Source organism: Nostoc sp., from assembly GCF_036917555.1.
Lineage (GTDB): Bacteria > Cyanobacteriota > Cyanobacteriia > Cyanobacteriales > Nostocaceae > Nostoc.
In genome coordinates, this window is sequence record NZ_JBALDD010000067.1 from 1 (window position 1) to 18,459 (window position 18,459).

15 protein-coding genes are annotated in these 18,459 nt (G+C 41.2%); 10 read left to right on the forward strand and 5 right to left on the reverse strand.

Annotation, left to right across the window (positions count from 1 at the left end):
- Positions 1-92 precede the first annotated feature (92 nt).
- Positions 93-743, reverse strand: a complete 651-nt coding sequence (locus V7K60_RS26690; protein ID WP_334929967.1) for a Uma2 family endonuclease — start codon at positions 741-743, stop codon at positions 93-95.
- 133 nt (positions 744-876) lie between these two features.
- Here V7K60_RS26690 and V7K60_RS26695 point away from each other — a divergent pair, with 133 nt between their 5' ends.
- Positions 877-2,127 carry a hypothetical protein gene (locus tag V7K60_RS26695; protein WP_334929969.1) on the forward strand — a complete coding sequence of 417 codons (1,251 nt, stop codon included), beginning with the start codon at positions 877-879 and terminating at the stop codon, positions 2,125-2,127.
- A gap of 349 nt (positions 2,128-2,476) precedes the next feature.
- Positions 2,477-3,415, forward strand: a complete 939-nt coding sequence (locus V7K60_RS26700; protein ID WP_334929971.1) for a hypothetical protein — start codon at positions 2,477-2,479, stop codon at positions 3,413-3,415.
- A gap of 454 nt (positions 3,416-3,869) precedes the next feature.
- On the opposite strand, the gene V7K60_RS26705 is transcribed toward V7K60_RS26700, so the two are convergent.
- Entirely contained in the window at positions 3,870-5,918 is a 2,049-nt protein-coding gene (locus V7K60_RS26705; RefSeq protein ID WP_334929973.1) for an elongation factor G, read from the reverse strand.
- A 408-nt stretch (positions 5,919-6,326) separates the two neighbouring features.
- Between V7K60_RS26705 and V7K60_RS26710 the strand changes: the two genes are divergently transcribed.
- The 3 genes from V7K60_RS26710 (at position 6,327) to V7K60_RS26720 (ending at position 8,357) form a co-directional block, all read left to right on the forward strand.
- Complete coding sequence (locus V7K60_RS26710) at positions 6,327-7,250, forward strand: tetratricopeptide repeat protein (protein ID WP_334929975.1); 924 nt, start codon at positions 6,327-6,329, stop codon at positions 7,248-7,250.
- A gap of 87 nt (positions 7,251-7,337) precedes the next feature.
- The gene (locus tag V7K60_RS26715; protein WP_334929977.1) at positions 7,338-7,886 is read left to right on the forward strand and encodes a phosphate-starvation-inducible PsiE family protein; all 549 of its coding nucleotides are present in this window, start codon (positions 7,338-7,340) and stop codon (positions 7,884-7,886) included.
- A 225-nt stretch (positions 7,887-8,111) separates the two neighbouring features.
- A complete protein-coding gene (locus V7K60_RS26720) occupies positions 8,112-8,357 on the forward strand; it encodes a hypothetical protein (RefSeq protein WP_229500796.1) in 246 nt (81 codons plus the stop codon).
- 138 nt (positions 8,358-8,495) lie between these two features.
- Here V7K60_RS26720 and V7K60_RS26725 read toward each other — a convergent pair whose 3' ends face one another.
- From V7K60_RS26725 to trpS, 3 genes are all read right to left on the reverse strand, one after another.
- Positions 8,496-9,311 carry an Rpn family recombination-promoting nuclease/putative transposase gene (locus V7K60_RS26725; RefSeq protein ID WP_334929980.1) on the reverse strand — a complete coding sequence of 272 codons (816 nt, stop codon included), beginning with the start codon at positions 9,309-9,311 and terminating at the stop codon, positions 8,496-8,498.
- A 125-nt stretch (positions 9,312-9,436) separates the two neighbouring features.
- Positions 9,437-10,366, reverse strand: a complete 930-nt coding sequence (locus V7K60_RS26730; RefSeq protein ID WP_334929982.1) for a methylenetetrahydrofolate reductase — start codon at positions 10,364-10,366, stop codon at positions 9,437-9,439.
- A 58-nt stretch (positions 10,367-10,424) separates the two neighbouring features.
- Positions 10,425-11,435 (reverse strand): tryptophan--tRNA ligase, encoded by a 1,011-nt coding sequence (trpS, locus tag V7K60_RS26735; RefSeq protein WP_334929984.1) that lies wholly within the window; start codon positions 11,433-11,435, stop codon positions 10,425-10,427.
- An 849-nt stretch (positions 11,436-12,284) separates the two neighbouring features.
- Here trpS and V7K60_RS26740 point away from each other — a divergent pair.
- The 5 genes from V7K60_RS26740 to V7K60_RS26760 all read left to right on the forward strand — a co-directional run bounded on the left by V7K60_RS26740 (position 12,285) and on the right by V7K60_RS26760 (position 18,394).
- A complete protein-coding gene (locus tag V7K60_RS26740; protein ID WP_334929986.1) occupies positions 12,285-12,935 on the forward strand; it encodes a hypothetical protein in 651 nt (216 codons plus the stop codon).
- A complete protein-coding gene (locus V7K60_RS26745; RefSeq protein WP_334929988.1) occupies positions 12,859-14,136 on the forward strand; it encodes a TonB-dependent receptor plug domain-containing protein in 1,278 nt (425 codons plus the stop codon). The genes V7K60_RS26740 and V7K60_RS26745 overlap by 77 nt, the downstream gene beginning before the upstream one ends.
- Positions 14,076-15,437, forward strand: a complete 1,362-nt coding sequence (locus V7K60_RS26750) for a TonB-dependent siderophore receptor (protein WP_334930049.1) — start codon at positions 14,076-14,078, stop codon at positions 15,435-15,437. Before V7K60_RS26745 ends, V7K60_RS26750 begins: the two co-directional genes overlap by 61 nt.
- 54 nt (positions 15,438-15,491) lie before the next feature.
- Positions 15,492-16,637 (forward strand): PepSY-associated TM helix domain-containing protein, encoded by a 1,146-nt coding sequence (locus V7K60_RS26755; protein WP_334929990.1) that lies wholly within the window; start codon positions 15,492-15,494, stop codon positions 16,635-16,637.
- 173 nt (positions 16,638-16,810) lie between these two features.
- Positions 16,811-18,394 carry a B12-binding domain-containing radical SAM protein gene (locus V7K60_RS26760; RefSeq protein WP_334929992.1) on the forward strand — a complete coding sequence of 528 codons (1,584 nt, stop codon included), beginning with the start codon at positions 16,811-16,813 and terminating at the stop codon, positions 18,392-18,394.
- Positions 18,395-18,459 lie beyond the last annotated feature (65 nt).

Here is an 18,459-nt window from a genome sequence, read left to right on the forward strand (position 1 = left end):
TAATTTAAGCAAGAGCCTTTTTGGACGTTCACTCTCAGTAATATATATGTACTGTTAAATGGCGATCGCTGTGCCAGTTGCGTAAGTCCTGATTAAGTTGAATTGATTTGCTTTCTTACCCATTGACGAAATGCTCTAAGCGTTGGACTTCTACCTAAAGTTCGACTCTGTTCGACAAACTGGGGAATTGCTTCAACAATGGGCAAGTTGGGAAAAGTAGAACTAATTTCAGACTCAATGTATTTACCTTCCTGAAGAATATTAATTTGTAGCTTGCCATTTTCATATCGCCACAGTTCAAGAACTCGCAATGCTTTATAAGCATCGAGTTGAGTTTTAGAAGTCACATCAACTTCAATTGCAAGGTCAGGTGGCGGGTCAACCCTCAAGTCTATTCGCTCTTTACCAATCATTTGAGCATGATTTTGAATATAGAAAGAGTCATCAGGCTCTACACCAAAAGCCATATCTTCACGTTTGAAAGTGGTTGAGCCAAATGTTTCACAGTCAATCTCTAACTCTTCCAACAGAATTTTCACCAAATCCCCAATGATGACTTTGGCTTTCTCATGCTTTGGTAATGGCATTCTCATCTCCAGAGTTCCCTGGCTGTAAGCCAATCGAGTGGCTCGATGGTCGCCAAGTTCTTCTAAAATTGCCTCAAATTCTTGCCAGCTAACATCGTGGAGTATTACTCTATGTCCTGGCGGAACACTTAATTGTCGTAATTGAAGTGTTACCATGTGAACCATTTATAATCTAAGGTTGAAACTTGAATCTAAGGTTGAAACTTGCACAAGCCAGTATTAAACTATTGTAGCTCTCTATTTCTCAGACTATAATAAATGGAAAAACTATATAATTAATGAAAAATATATGCCATTTGAACAATTCAACGATAGTTACCTGAAAAACATATTACAAAATTCAGAAAATTTGAATAAAGCTTACACATCTGCTTTCTCAAAAATTTCTGAGCAAATTAGCGGGATAGATCAGAGATTTACTGGTAAACCAAGACTGTTTGCCCACTCTGAATTATTAGAAAATTTATCTGGTAAATCAAGACTATTTGCCCACTCTGAATTATTAGAAAATTTATCTGGTAAATCAAGACTGATGCCACAAGATAATTTATATATAGATTTAAATAAACAAATTTCTAGTTGGCAAAAACTGCTTCAGCCTAGTCTAGATATTTTTCAGTCGTCTCGTCAATTAAAAGAAATCGTACTTGCCTCAAAAGTATGGGATAAGAGTTTCACAGAAGTTACACGTCAAATTCAAGAACTAAACCTATTTAGTAAAAATCCAGCTTTAGTACAAAATTTATTAAAACCTTCAAGGGTTTATACAGATTTTGTAGAGAAAACCTATCAACGTCTTGAGCAAAGTACAAGTGAAAAAGTTGATTGGGCTTTAGAGACTTCTTTACATTTAGCAGAAGATCAATTACTAACTACTACTGAAACTTTAGTTAATATTATTACAGTACCAGCAGATAAAGAATTAGCTTTCTGTGAGATAGATTTATTACTACCGATTGTTCAACAAGATGAATTAATAGCAATTGTAGAATCATGTGAAGAAGAGGATGAAGAATCTCTAATACGACTTTCTCCTGCTGCTCAGGCATCTGCACAGGTAAAACGAATTTTAGACTTAATCATTCAATGTAATGAGGTAACGCAGACTAAAGTACATAAAGAAATGTTCAAACCTACAACTAAAGTTTTAGACGCTTATGCACAATTACCTTGGTTAATACCTCAAGATAAACGTAGTTTTGGAGACTTTATAGATCATTTATACTTTACTTTTTATGAGTCAGCAGGAAAAGATAACTTACGCTTTTTAACTAAACACGGTGGTGTACTAGATGAAAATTTAGATGGTGATTTTATTTGGTGTATCAAGCATTTAAGAAATAAGTGGCTACGTCATGATGCAGATCATGGAAAAGAAACAGATATCAGAAAATCTTGGAAAGATTTGTCAGATAAATTCAAATGGCTTGGTCTAAACCATACACCTATTAAAGAAGAACACTTTCGTAAACTACATCGCTCTTTGTTAAAAGAAGCAGAGTCTTTTCTAGAAAAAATTTTAGAAAAATTGATCTCATAGAACCCCACCTTTATATTGAAGCACGTTAAGAACATCTGCTAAAAGCGATCGCCCAACAGGCGGGTGTAAGTGGAACAGAGATTCACTCAATTGTGCTAATAAGTTCACAGTTGATTAATTATTGTGATCGCTGATGCTAAATTTTATTTGACACTTACGCATTAGTGTATATTCAGGCAAACTTTATTATAAACGAACGATTTCAAGCACTACTGCAAAATTTACTGTGCATATTAGACTAAAATTTATACAAATTTTCTGCCAAGGGGTTGACCCCACGGCAAGAATACTAGTATTATATTTGCCAAGGGGTTGACCCCACGGCAAACGCCAGTATAGGAAAATACGTATGGCAGAACAAATTGAAATTGAGGCATTGTTTTTTGACCAAGATCCAGATGCTGAAGATACAGACTTGACAGATGAGCCAAAAGTTAAGCACGCAAAGCGTAAGGAAATAAAAATCGGCGGTACTCCTATGCCCGTTTACATGATGCCTAATGGTGAATACCGTTGGTCGATGCGGCAGGCAAGTAAGGCGGTAGGATACAACGAAGGTTGGTTAAGAGATACTATTCAAACTAAAGGTAATGCCTTAAATAAACTTCAGGGCTATGGATTTAAGGGTCAAATAGTTGAGTCTCCAGGGCAGGGTTTCATTGAAAGCCACCTCGTTTCAACTGAAGACTTTATGGCGATGATACTTTATGCAGTCATGGTAGGGTATCGCAGACCAGCAATTGCTCTGATGGCTGCTGCAATGCAGGAAACCTTAGAGCGTAGAGCAGATCATGCTTTTGGTGTTGTAAGAGATGAAGACGAATACATTCAAAAATTTGAGTACCGTTATGCCTCAATTATGCTCAACAAAGACCTTAGAGCAGCGATTGGGGATTGGATTGAGATAAACGAACAAAACATTAATAATTATACGAAAACACACTCAATTAGAGGTGGGCAGAGGGGAATATATGCATCTGCTTTAGGCGAAATTTATAAAGTTTTATTTGGAAAAAACAAGGCACAGATCAATGAATTCTTAGATGTGGCTGCATACAAGACACCAAAAGACAATGTTGATGTCAACCAGCTTCAGCGCATTGCTCAGATTGAGGATCTGGCAGCAAAATACATCCGGCGTAAAAGCTTGAATCCTATTGAAGCAATTCGAGCTGCGGCTGAGGCGTTGATGATTGAGTTAGAGCAACCCAAACTAGGAGACCGTATAACAAGACAAGACGTTCACCGCGTACTAGATGCCAAAAAGACATCAAATACAAAAAAGTAGACCGAGGTTATCGCTTATCGAGCAATGTTGCCCTTAAACCTCTGAATTGGTTAAATCAAAAGTCAAGCTTACCTATTTCCTCAGGAGTTATATGCACTCAGATTTTATAGAAAGACTCAAGACACAGTACCCTGGCCCACTAACACGCGATGAAAAGAAACTGCTTCAAGATATGAGGTTCTTGATTGATTTCGTACTAGATCATGACCTGAACATATCGCTTGCTTTTGAAATTATGGCTCACGATCTCAGGGAAATTGTTAGACAAGGAAGCCTCGAAAAAGCTGTTTCTGAAGGCTTCTTACCTAAATCGTATGGCTTCTCAAATTACAGATGAAATTTGGGCAATGTGGAAAGCGGAAAGAGAATTATATTGACCTTTAGTTATTAGCCCGAAACCTAAAGTTCCGGGCTAGTATTGATTTTAGATTAATCCAAAATCCAAAATCCAAAATTACTTGCCGTTGCCGTTACTACCATTGCCATTGCTGTGAATGACACGTTCAGCAAGCTTTTCTGGCACTTCTTGGAGATGGTCATATTCCCAGTGGAAGGAACCAACGCCTAAGGTGAGCGATCGCAGCTCTACAATAAAATTTTGCATCTCTGCTTGTGGCAAGTATGCAGAGACATTATCCCAGCCTTGCCAATCGTTTCTCCCCTCATAGCCTAAAATTTGCCCCCGTCTACCACTCAATAGTTGCAGCACTTTGGAGGTAAATTCACTTGGTGTTGTCACTTCCACCCGCAAAATCGGTTCTAATAGGGTAGGTTCCGCTTGGGGTATCCCCGTTTGCATTGCCAATCGGGCAGCTTGCTTAAAGGCTTGTTCGGAACTGTCAACGTTGTGATACGAACCATTAGTCAGAGTTACCGCCACATCAACTATTGGGAAGCCCAAAGGCCCATGTGTCAAAAATTCCCGTACGCCCATTTCCACGCCAGGAATGTACTGTTTAGGAACCACACCGCCGACAATAGTTTCATTAAAGTTAAAACCTGTACCGCGTGGTAGGGGCTTGATTTCGAGAAAAACATCACCAAACTGTCCGTGACCACCGCTTTGATGTTTGTAGCGTCCATGAACTGAAGCCACCGTTTTACGGATGGTTTCTTTGTAAGGCACTTGCGGTAAGTGGGTTGTCATCGGCAAGTTATATTTACGGCGCAGTCTGTCTAGGGTCACTTGCAAATGAATCTCGCCTTGACCCCAAAGAATAACTTCGTGAGTATCGCCGTGTTGTTCCCAAGCAAGTGAGCAGTCTTCTTCTAATAACTTGGTGATGGCACCACTGAGTTTAACTTCATCGTTGCGCTTTTCTGGTGTAATGGCGAGGGCATACACAGGTTCCAACTGTACAGCTTTGGGTAATTCCATCGCCGATTGCTGTTCTGTGGAGATTGTATCCCCTGTCTTAATGCCTTCTAAACGGCTCAATGCGACAATTTCACCAGCACCAACTTCATTAACGAACTGCTGTTGTTGTCCCATCAGGCGGTAAATTCCACCAGTGCGAATGCCATTGAGGACAATGCCATCAGTTAATTTGCCCCGCCAAATACGCACCAGAGAAAGTTTACCACCTTGGGGAGTGTAGAAAGTTTTTAATACCTGCGCTAGAGGTTTATCACCTTTGATGTTTTTTAAACGACGTTCTGCTGTGGTTTCTGGTTCGGGCGCTTCTCGTAACAAGGCTTCTAATAGAGGTCTAACCCCATAATCTTGTTCTGCCACACCAAAGAAAACGGGCACTACCAAATCTGCCCCTAATTCCATTTTTAAATCTTTAAGGATTTCTTCTTGGGATGGTTCGATGTCTTCTAAAAGTTCTTCGAGTAAATGGTCATCAAAATTTGCTAAGGCTTCGAGCATTTCTGCCCGTGCTGTATGTTCTTCTTCTTTTAAACTTTCAGGGAAGGGAATGGGGTCAGCAGGTGCGCCTAGATGATATTGATATGCCTGTTCGCTCACCATATCAATAAAGCCCGTAAGTTGTTCCCCGTTCATGATCGGATATTGATGCGCTACCAGGGGACGGCTAGATACTGCTTTCAGGGCGTGTAACGTTTCTAGAACGTGAATATTTGCCCGATCCATTTTGTTGACGAAGACGAGGTGGGGAATTTCCCAATCGTCCAGGAATTTAAATAGAGGGGCAAGGGTGAGGACTCGTTCGCGGATGGGTTCGCAAACTACAATTGCTGCATCCACTCCGATTAAAGCATTGTACGTTTCTTGGGCAAATTCTATACTTCCCGGACAGTCAATAAAAGTGAAGCGAATGCCGTTATACTCAGTGCTAGCGGCGCTGACTTCTACACTCATCTGGCGATCGCGCGACTCGGCTGCACTATCTCCCACTGTATTGCTATCCTTAACATTGCCTTTGCGGGAAATTGCCCCTGTGACAAATAACAAGCTTTCTAGTAAAGTGGTTTTTCCACTTAAATAAGGCCCAACAATTGCAACATTCCGCGAACCCGATTTTACTTTTTCGTTCATAAAACCCCCCTTGCGGTAAGTTTTTTATAACCGCATGATTCTGTATATATCAAGGGTTAAAGAAGAATCCAGCTATTCTGAATTCAGGATTCAGAATCAAGACAGTAGCAAGTCTGCGAGCGTCTTAAACCGATTTATTTCTTTGCCAGTTGTACAGAATTCCCAACTGAATTCTGGCTCCTGACTCCTGAATTCTATTTGAAAAAAATGGTTCTCTGGAGTCAAAATTACCCCTTCTTTAATTCGTTATTATCCTCCCTTTAATCGAAAGTTAAAAAAATTGTAGCCTGTCGTAAGATTTAGCTTAAGAAAAGTTAAGTATCACAAATTTTTATCCTCAATTAAAAACTTTTGTAAAAAATTTTTATCAAGTAAATTTAACTGAAAGTGTTGCGAGTCAGAAAATCAATGAGATTATCATTCTTTAAATATCGCATGGCAGGGTTAGTAAGTTTGACTTTGCTGGTTATGAGTATTTCCTTCCCCTCTCTTGCTCTATCTTCTCCTGTGGCCTCCAAGCTGGCACAATCTAATCCTAAAAATGCTGTAGACTGGTTAAACCAAGGCTTACAAGCAATTCAGGCGGGAAAGGTAAAAGATGCGATCGCCGCCTTTAAACAAGCAGCTAAATTAGATCCGACATTAGCACCAGCACACTATAATCTAGGGCTAGCACTCCGACAAACGGGACAATTACAACCCTCTGCGGATGCATTTTATCGAGCGACGCAAGCCGATCCGAAATTTGCTCCAGCTTTTGCTAATTTAGGCGGAGCGTTATTAGAAGGCAATAATTTCAAGTTAGCTAACGATTATTTACAACGTGCGTTAGAACTTGATCCCAAACTAGGATTTGCCCATTATAACTTGGGATTGGTTCGAGAACAGCAACGAGATTGTGAGCGAGCGATCGCATCTTTTAAAAAAGCCGTAGAATATAGCAAAAATGCACCAGAACCTCCTTATCATATAGGAATGTGTTATCTCCAACAAGGTAAACTCGATCCAGCCAGAAGTGCATTTTATCAGGCATTAAAAATTAATCCCAAGTATCCAGAAGCTTACTACAATCTCGGCTCAATTTTTTTTCAACAAAGTAAATTACAAGAGGCATTAGAGGCTTTTAGAAAATCAGCCGAAGCTAACTCTAACTATCCCAACGCTTATTATGGTGCTGGGTTAGTTTTTATCCAGTTACAGCAATATGGCGATGCAGTACAGGTATTGCAATTTGCTAAAGATTTATACAATGCTCAAAAAAATCCCCAGTGGGCGAAAAACGCCGAACAATTGTTGCAACAAGCACAAAATTTAAATTACCAACCTCGCTGAGGCGCAAAAACTTAATATTGCATAACATAAAACTATTGGGTAGACTCGCTGGTGTTGTCTGAACTTGTCCCGATTGGAAAAACGTACATGCAAAAGCGCCAGAAAAGTCGATTTTTATTTAGTGATCGCTGGCTTGATCGGCACTCAATTGTTCGCAACATGGAAGCCTTTCAAGATTTAATTGTGATTGTTTTGTGTTTGGGTTTGTTCGCCGTCATGCTAATCCAATTGTGGGGAATAGCTATCGCCCTCACGCAGCCACTAGACTATAAACATGTGACTGCAAAAATACTATTTGTGTTGATTTTAGTCGAGTTATTTCGACTATTAATGGTTTATTTGCAAGAACATAGTATCTCTGTGGGAGTTGCAGTTGAGGTAACAATCGTATCTCTACTGCGAGAGGTAGTAGTTCATGGAGCGCTGGAAATTTCTTGGGTTAATACGCTTGCAATTTGTGGTTTATTGTTTGTTCTAGGTGGATTACTTGTAGTATGTGCTAAAACGCCGCACATGGATTGCATGAGTGCTAACACTAAGTTTTGTCCAGTTGTGTATAGGGGAGGTAGGGAACGGCAAAACGAGTTGGAATTACAGTATTCACGTCAATGTGACGAGAATCAACCGCTTGGCTAAATTGTTATGAAAATGGGGAGTGGGAGAAACGTGATTAATCGCGTCTGTACTGGGGAGTGGGGAAAATACTTTTTCCCCACTCCCCACTCCTTTGTGTGAGGGTGTATCAGGAAATTATTTTTGCAAGGTACTTCTGACGTATTGAAATATACTCTTTTTGGAAGATGAATTACTCTTTAAGGGTGAATATAACGTTAACTAGAAATCCTAAAAGAGGTTCAAGCAATGGCTACAAATACAGGTAACGGACAATCTCAAACAGCAATTAGCGACTTGGAGTATGATTTTGTCACCGTTTTGCAGAACAAGGCTGAAGCCGTTAAAGCTTACGATACCTACATCAAAGATGCAGAAAAAGTAGGTTCTCAGCCTTGTGTAGAGTTGTTCCAAAAATTGCGGCAATCTGATATTGAACACGCACAAGAGATTCGTCAACATCTACAACAAGTGCTGCAACACGGTAAGATGTAACCCAGGTTTTAAGTTCTAGCTGTAAGCCCGTCGTAGACATCGCTTCTGGTTTAGCTAAAACAAAAAGAGGTGATGTCTACGACAGGCTATTATGGCCTCGCACTTGCTGATTAAATTAGACGCAAGCACCGCTCACTATCAGATAGACTGATTCTGGGCTGCTTGTTGTACTTGCGCCACCGTTAAATCGAGAGCCACTGCCACTTGCTCTACACTCAATCCCAATGCCAACAATCGGGGAATAGCTTCTAACTTAGCTTCCTGGCGACCTTCCTGGCGACCTTCGTGGCGACCTTCTTCTAAGCCGTCTTCCTTGATTGATTGATACATCCGTGTTTTTTTGAATTCGTCGTCTATAGCCAACATTTGTGCTAACTCCTCTCGGCTTAACCGGGTAAATTTGTACAACAGAATAGTCTCTATCAATTCTACAATTTGCTTGGTGGTAGATTCATCTGTCAGTTGTTGCCTTGCTTGTAAAATCAATTCTCTACCTTTGTCAACGGCTGTCTCTTCTCTTTCGATAATTAATTTAACGATCGCAACTTGAAGTGAGTTCTCTGTAGAATCTAATTCATCTAGATAAATGCGTTGCATTTGTAAATTGTCTAGCAGCAATTGATATGGTAGCCGATCGTTTGGATCTAAACTTCGTTGCGGATAGATAACAACAGCACGCCAAAAATTGACTGATTTGTTTTGACGCAAGTAAAGGAAGATTTCGGCAAAGAAGCGTCTATAAAAATTTGAGTCTAATTGAAACTGAACTTCAACAAAGTAAAGTGGTTGATTTGTAGTTTCACTTGTGGGGATGAATACCCCATCAATCCTAAAAGCAGTTTCTTTTAGCTCGATTGAAACAAATTCGTATGCGTTGACATTGGCAGTCGTGTTGGCAAAAAATATGCTAGGAAAAGCTTGAAATAAGCTATAAAATATTTTGTCAGTTTGCACCTAGATTTAGTCAAGCGAACATTAGATATTGAAAGTCTATCAAAAATAGTCTAGACTCGTCTGTTTCAGCATAAAAAAGCAGATGGTTGCTCCCATCTGCTTTAATAAAAGATTCGCTATCTAATTTACATAGATACCAACTGATTCACTGGAGCAATCCCAGCTAAATCTAAAATTGGCGCGATCGCATCTTCCCGTTTCACCGCCATCATGTGGACACCCTGACACAATTGCCGCGCTATTTGCACTTGCTCGGCAGCAATTTTTATCCCTTCCTCAAAAGGGTCTTTGGCTTTTGCCAATCTATCAATAATATGTTGGGGAATATCTACACCCGGAACACATCTATTAATAAACTGGGCATTTTTTGCTGATTTCAACAGAAATATTCCTGCCAAAATTGGTTTTTTATAACCAGCAGCAATGGTGTCCATAAACTTTTCCAGTCGCTCAAAATCAGTAATCAACTGACTTTGAAAAAACTGCGCTCCAGCTTCGATTTTGCGTTCAAATCGACTTTGTAAACCCGACCAACTTTTACATTGCGGATCTACTGCTGCACCAACAAATAAATCTAACGCTCCATCAGTCAAGGGTTTTTCATTACAATCAATACCTTGATTCATCTTCCGAATCAGTTGCAGCAGTCGCACAGCTTCTAAGTCAAACACTGCTTTGGCATCTGGATGATCGCCTGCTTTTACTGCGTCGCCAGTCAAAGCTAAAATATTGCGGATACCTAAAGCATGAGCGCCCATCAAATCAGCTTGTAAACTGATGCGGTTGCGATCGCGGCAAGCAATTTGACAAATCGGCTCTATGCCATTCTGTGACAAAATCACTGACGCGATTAACGAAGACATCCGTAACACGGCACGGCTACCATCAGTAACATTGACGGCATGAACTCTCCCCTTAAGAGTCGCCGCCATTTGAATCATGTGCGCTGGATCTCCCCCTTTCGGCGGTGCTACCTCGGCGGTAACTAGAAATTCACCTGTTTGTACAGCTCTGCGAAAGTCATTAAAGGCTGTGGGGCTGTGGGTGTGATGCATAATATTAAGGTTTTCATTTTCTTAAATGGTATAACAAATCACACCTAAAGGTGAAAACTTATAGAGGAAGAGAGTAGCCTAAAGCAGTTTTGACTTGTGATAAAGTTTGATTTGCGATCGCTCTAGCTTTTTCCCCTCCATTCCGCAACACAGACTCCAAATAGCTTTTATCCGCCGTTATCGAGTGATATTTTTCTTGAATTGGTTTGAGGGACTCAATTATTGTGTCTGTCAACAATGGCTTGAACTGTCCCCAGCCCATATCCTGACACTCAACTGCCACATCTTCCTTTTTCTGACCAGAAAGCAATGTATACAGCGTTAACAAATTATTACACTCTGGACGCGCTGGATCGTCAAAAGTCAGACCACGAATCGGATCGGTTTTACAACGCTTAATCTTATATTGAATCTGTTCCGGTGAATCTAGCAAACTGATCCGGCTTAACTCCGAAGGATCGGACTTTGACATTTTGCGTGTACCGTCTGCTAAACTCATCACCCTTGCCCCTTCCTTGCGAATCAAAGGGTCTGGTAACTTCAAAACTGGTTGTTCTGGTTTACCAAATTGGTGATTTAACCGAGCCGCAATATCGCGTGTCAATTCCAAGTGTTGCTTTTGGTCTTCACCCACTGGCACTTTATCCGCTTGGTAAAGCAAAATATCTGCTGCCATCAGCACAGGGTAATCTAATAAGCCTGCACTCACATTTTCTCCCTGCTTGACGGCCTTTTCTTTGAACTGGATCATATCTTGCAGCCAGTTTAGAGGTGTAATGCAGTTGAGCAACCAGGTGAGTTCACTGTGGGCCGAAACGTGAGATTGTACAAAGATAGTAGAGTGATTTAAATCAAGACCACAAGCTAAATAAAGAGCAGCAAGAGTGTAGGTATCAGCTGCCAACTGTTTTGGGTCGTGTGGCACTGTAATCGCGTGTAAATCAGCTACAAAAAGATAATTTTCGTATTCGCTCTGACCTTCTACCCAGTTGCGAATTGCTCCCAAGTAGTTACCTAGATGGTAATTGCCGGTTGGTTGAACTCCAGAAAGAACACGTTGCTTGCCCATAAATTCCAACTTAGTTATCTCAAATCTGCGCTAATCAAATGGCGTTTGGTGACAAGAGGCTGCATCAATCCAAATAGGCCTAGTGCAAAACTCATTTAATTTTGACATTTTCCAGGTCAACTTGCCGTTGCAGAATTACAGATTTAGTAATGACAGCGGATTTGATTTGAATTTCAGTAGATCGCAAAGTTTTTTCCTGAAAAGTGTCCTGCCTACCTCAAAGGGGCGATGGCTATGGACAGTCTTGCTTACGCATTCAGGAATATGTATTGCTAGATGCGATTACTACTTAGTACTAGGGTAAATTTTTCTCAACTGGTCGCCTAAAAGTGATACCAATTTAAAAAAAGAATGCGACAGATACATACTCCCAAACCTTTGTTCTGTCTGGCTTTCTTTTTCTTAATTTTGAATTTTGTTAGCGCAGCGTAAAGCCTTCTCTTCGAGAGGCTTCGCCAACGACATAGCTTCTCTACGAGACGCTACACGAACGCTTAGAGCGAGTCCGCGTACTCTTACAGAGAAGTAAGCTACGCGTAGCGTCTCGTAGAGAGCGTCATTTTGAATTGGTATGAGTCCCCCGCTATACCTTTATGTTAGCGGCTCTAGGTACGCCGCTTTGGGAGTAGGTACTGGGGACTGGGAAAATATTCTATGCGGATGTTCTTTCTTCAAAGCCCCGAACATATTTTTTTGCGCTCTTACCCACTACACAATCCCTTTTACAAGTATGATTATACTCTAGTTGCATAATATTTTCAGTTGCGTAGACGCTCTTAGCGGCTTGTCCTAGACATCGCTTGGCCTCCTAATAAATACTATTCTCAACAAGCAGTTGAGAGTATTATCATGACTATTCGTTTGACCGAGACAAACTTTAAAGAATTATGTAACGATGTGCAGCTTAATCACTATCAGGGAAAAGTAAAATTTTCTACCTGGTTTAATCAAGTCAGCAGTCACTGGACTATGCTGCGCCATCGCCTTGAACTAGTAATTCAAGAAAGCGATTATTCTGAAGCAGTAATTGTTGAGGGCGAACACGATAATTCGCCTTTTCTGACATCTAAATTTTATCTGTCTGGTGGTATGAGAACCACTACGCCAAATGTGCCTGGAGTCAGCGACGATTATGAAGAAGTTGCAGGCTATAACTACTTATTTTATTTGCCTGATATTCGGGAGTTTGAGCATTTTACTGCCAACCAACACAAGCAGTGTATCAGTATTTATTGGTATCCTGATTTACTTTCTACTTTCCGGGGTAGCTTTAAGGAATTACCAACTCTGCTGTTGCAGTTGAGCGAAAATCCGACAAAAGAGCGTTTCCATCAGCCATTAGGAGCGATCATGCCTGCGATGCGGTTGGTGCTTAGGCAAATATTGCAGTGTCCGTTCCGAGAAACACTCAGACAAATGTATATTGTCGCGATCGCTGTTTTTTTCCTGTTTTTTTGTTGCTGTTGTCATACAACCAACTCAGGCAAAAGAAGTAACTGAAATTCAAAGTGTACAAAAACTGAACCGTTCTGCAAGAACAGTCACAGAATGGTTCGCTCAGATAGAACAACAGAAGCAAACGCCACAAACAGAAGTTGTGCAGGTGACTTCTGTGAAGGCAAATCCCACATCTAAAGGTGTGGAAGTGATTTTACAAACAACTAAAGGCGAACAGTTGCAAATCACCAATCGCAGCGCTGGTAATAACTTTATTGCTGATATTCCCAATACACAGTTGCGTTTACCTAGTGGTGAAGCATTTACATTCCGCTCAGAAAAGCCAATTGCAGGTGTTAGTGAGATTACAGTTACTAACTTTGATGCCAATACTATCCGGGTGAGTGTGAGCGGGGAAGCAGGTGTTCCAACTGTCGAATTATTTGACAGTGCAGATGAAGGTTTAATTTTTAGTGTGGCAACTGCTGCATCCACAGCACAACAACCTCAAACCCAACCGACTCAGCCACAACAGCAGCCACAGCCAACTCAACCATCAACTAATAGTAGTGATGAGCCGATTGAATTGGTAGTCACGGGTGAACAAGACGGATATAGTGTACCAGATAGCACAACTGCGACAAGAACTGATACTCCTCAACGTGATATTCCCCAGTCAATTCAAGTCATTCCTCAACAAGTCATTAAGGATCAGCAAATTACGCGGATTGGTGATGCAACACGCAATGTTAGTGGCGTGACTCAGCAAGGGGGCTATGGTGGGTCTACAGATAATTACAATATTCGGGGATTTACAATCTATGACAACTTGAGAAACGGTTTTGCTGTTCAAGACGACCTTGTGAATCCGACTAACATTGAGCGGATCGAAGTTCTCAAAGGTCCAGCTTCAGTACTATATGGACAGTTTGAGCCGGGAGGTGTGGTGAATTACATTACCAAACAACCGCTCAGTGAGCCTTACTACTCCGCTGAATTTACAGCCGGAAACTTTAGCACTTATCGTCCCTCCATTGATATTTCGGGACCGCTGAACTCAGACAGAACATTGCTGTACCGCCTGAATGCTGCATACGAGAACTTTGGTAGTTTTCTTGATTTTAATCATCAGGAAACATTCGCGATCGCACCAGCATTAACCTACAAAATTGGTGATGCGACAACATTGACATTGGAGTATGAATACCTGAAAGTCGATCGCACCTTTTATCGTGGTCTTACTCCCGATCCAATCGTTTCTTAGGGGAGCCAGATGATTATTTCTCCAAAGAGACAAACTCTGTATTTCTTAATATCAATCATCGCTTTAGTAAAAACATCCAGTTCCGCAGTGGCTTTTCCGTTACAGTTAATAATTCCGAAGAATCAGCGTTTCAACCGAGTAACATTGTAGATGGTCGTACCGTATTGCGAAGATTTGGTGCTGGTCCGGCTTATTACCAAAACTATTCTCTGCAAAACGATTTAATCACTAATTTCAGTACGGGTTCCATCCAACATCAAGTTCTTGTAGGGTTGGAGTGGAATAAATATATCCGTGGCTACGATTATCTGCGAAGTACTGTTTCACTGACTCCCAGTATTAATTTATTTAATCCTGTGTATGGCGCTTCCCGCCCACCAGAGTTTGATGAAGCAGCATCAAGGGAGCGTTATGACCGCAATACCATTGCCATTTATCTACAAGATCAAGTTACATTGCTGCCAAATCTGAAGCTATTGGTGGGCGGCAGATATGACTTTGTTCACCGCCAAAATCGCGTGCAACAGCTGGATTCTTTAGGTAGAGACCCGATTGATGATGCCACCGTCGATCGAATCTATGATGAGGCTTTTTCACCTCGCGTTGGCATTGTTTATCAGCCGATTGAACCGATTTCAATTTACGCCAGCTACACCCGCTCGTTTAATCCCAACGAATCGCAGACGGTAGATAAAACTCAACTGCCACCAGAACGCGGCACTCAGTATGAAGTCGGAGTCAAAGCCGAACTAATTAAAGACAGGCTATCTGCTACCTTTGCCGCCTATGATATCACCAAGGAAAATGTCGCTATAACCGATCCCACTCCAGGTAACTCTGATTTTTCCATCCCTATAGGAGAGGTGAAAAGTCGCGGTTTGGAATTTGACCTTTCTGGGCAGATTTTACCAGGCTGGAATATAATTGCATCCTACTTCGTCAACGACGCATTTGTAAGTGTAGGTGACGAAAATAACCCTGTAGATGACTCTCTTGTAAATGCTCCCGGTGCTGGGGGTAGTCTGTGGACGACCTATGAAATTCAAAGCGGTGGGATGAGAGGATTAGGGTTTGGTGGGGGAGTATTTTACACGGGCGATCGCGAAGCCACACTTCCCAACACATTCAAAATCCCCTCCTACGTGCGCGCTGATGCCTCAATTTTCTACAAATGCGATAACTGGAGGGTTGGACTGAACTTTAAGAATCTTCTTGACACTCGCTATTACGATTCTCAAGGCTACTTTCTACTTCCTGGTGCGCCTTTTACAGTGCTGGGAACAGTTTCGTTTGAGTTTTGATGACTTCAATTTCTTAACTCATTAAGTCCTATATGGTATCACGGAACTTCTACCATGAACTCTAAAAAAATACGCGATCTAGCATTTACTTTACACCGCTATCTTGGTTTAGTAGTAGGACTGGTGCTAATTATAGTCGGCTTGACAGGCAGCTTGTTGGTGTTTGAGCAAGATTTTGACCACTTTATGATTACTCAACAGTATGGACAGATTACTCCCCAACAGGTGCAGTTATCGCCAGAGTCTGTGATGAATACAATTGAGGCAAAGTATGCTGTGCGAGGCGATCTCCATCTTTTTCGTATTTATTTGCCAGATACTCCTTCTTCTCCCTACCTGGGGCAGTTGTCCTCAACTAACGATCAAAGGACAGAAGTTTTTGTCAACCCTTATACAGGCAAAATTATTGGTGAGCGGATATCGAATAAAACTTTAATTGGTGTCATGCTTAATCTGCACTACAGCCTAATGGCAGGTCAAACTGGAACTATGTTTGTAGGCATTACTGCCTTTCTAATGTGTATCCTTATTATTACAGGTTTAGTTCTTTGGCCAGGTTGGCGTAAGCTAATTGCAGGCTTCAAAATCAAACTTGATGCCCATCCTAAACGTGCAAACTTTGATATTCACAAAGTAGCTGGCATTATTACTGTGGTTTTTTTATTCTTTACTAGCTTTACTGGCTTTTGCTGGAACTTCTACGATTTGACTGAGCCGATTATTTACGCTGTTACATTCTCCTCAAAACCATCAGAGCCAGTATCCAAGCCAATTCCTGGTAAATCGACTTTAAAACTAACACAACAACTGAAAATTGCTAATACTGCTTTGCCAAATGCTGTTATCAAAAGCATTTACTTCCCTAGTCAACCAGAAAATGCTCTACAAATTCGCATGAAGTTGCCGCAGGAAAGTTCAGATTACGGTAACAGTAATGTTTATCTTGACCAGTATACGGGTAAAGTTTTGCGTGTTGATAATGCTTTGAAGTTATCACTGGGCGATCGCGTCCTCAACTCCTTTGTTCTTCTCCACTATGGTACCTTTTGGGGGCTTCCATCCCGTATCCTCTATGTATTTGTCGGGCTTGCACCATTAATTTTATTTATCACTGGCTTTGTGATGTGGCGCTATCGTTATCAAGCTAAAATTAGGAAAAGCGATCGCTCAATAGAATTGTCAGATTTACGCCGCAATTAACTGACAACTGAGATCGCTAGTGCATACACCGCAGGGGTTGTTAAAGGTATCGCCTTGGTTGGGTACTCTACGCGATCGCCGAATAAAATTATTAGACAAAATTTAAGTTTTTGTGAGAGAAAGTAGCAGTAACCTGAGAATTAATTAACTTTTCTACTCCGGGGAGTCTGCTGATGAAAGCTTTACTACTCTGGCCCATAATGCCCAATTCTTTCTGGTCTTACCAGGAAACCCTCGATTTGGCAGGATTACGCTCTACAAATCCGCCATTGGGTTTAATTACAGTAGCAGCAATGCTACCAAGTGATTGGGAAATGAGACTCGTAGATCGTAATATCCGCCTAGAGACAGATGAAGACTGGGATTGGTGTGATTTAGTAATCATCTCTGCAATGATTATCCAGAAAAAAGATTTGTGGGAGTTAATTCAAAAAGGGGTAGCGTTAGGTAAAAAAGTTGTAGTTGGCGGGCCTTTCGCTACCTCAGTACCAGAATTTGCCTTGGAAGCAGGAGCTAATTATTTAATTTTGGATGAAGGAGAATGCACTATCCCCTTATTTTTAGAAGCATTAGCGCGGGGAGAAACAGAGGGGATTTTCCGTGCTATAGAAAAACCCGATGTTACTCAAACACCTATACCCCGTTTCGACTTGCTAGACTTAGATGCTTACCTAGCAATCACCGTGCAATTTTCACGGGGCTGTCCGTTCCAGTGTGAATTTTGCGATATTATCACCTTATTTGGTCGCAAGCCGCGCACAAAAACACCAGAGCAAATGCTGGCTGAGATGGAAGTCTTATATCAAATGGGCTGGCGACGATTGGTATTTGTTGTGGATGACAACTTTATTGGTAATAAACGCAGTGCTAAAGTGTTTTTGCGATCGCTAATTCCCTGGATGCAAGAGCGTGACTATCCATTCATGTTACTCACAGAAGCGTCCTTAAATCTAGCAGAGGACGACGAACTGATTGACTTGATGGTGCAAGCTGGTTTCAGAATGGTATTCATGGGCATTGAAACACCGGATGTAGAAAGTTTAGCGATAGCCCATAAAGAACAAAATACCCGTCAATCGCTGTTAGAGTCTTGCAACAAAATTACACGAGCCGGACTACAAATTATGTCTGGGTTCATTATCGGTTTTGATGGCGAAAAACCAGGTGCAGGACAACGCATTCAAACATTTGTAGAAGAAACGGGTATTCCTCAAGCCCATCTTGGGTTGCTTCAAGCATTACCGAATACAGCTATGTGGAATCGCCTCAAGCAAGAAGGACGGCTCAAAGAAGGGTTAATGGATTTCATGGGTTCTCAGAAAGGTTTGATGAACTTTGTACCCACCCGTTCTTTAGAAGAAATTATCAAAGAGTATATTAATACTTTTTGGAATTTATATGACCCGATGCTTTATCTTCAGCGCACCTTCCGCCACTTTAACTTGATGTCAGGTAAGCGTCCCAAGGGAAAACGTCCTATAACTTGGCATGAGCTGCATTTATTTCCGATAATTGTTTGGCGACAGGGTATTATTCGCTCAACTCGTTGGCGTTTTTGGTGGCAATTGGTTGCGATCGCCTTCCAGAAACCGGATTTATTGTATGATTACCTCGTAGCATTGGGCTTTGGTGAACACTTCTTCAGCTTCCGTCATGAAGTGAAGGTGCAACTAGAGACACAACTAGAAGCATTGAAACAACAGCAGCAAACACAAAAGACGGAAAAAGCAAGTTATCAGTTATCACCTGTTAGTTGATTTTGGAGTAGAGACAAAATTAATTCTGTCTCTACTCCAAACTGATGATTTTTATGCCTTAGTTT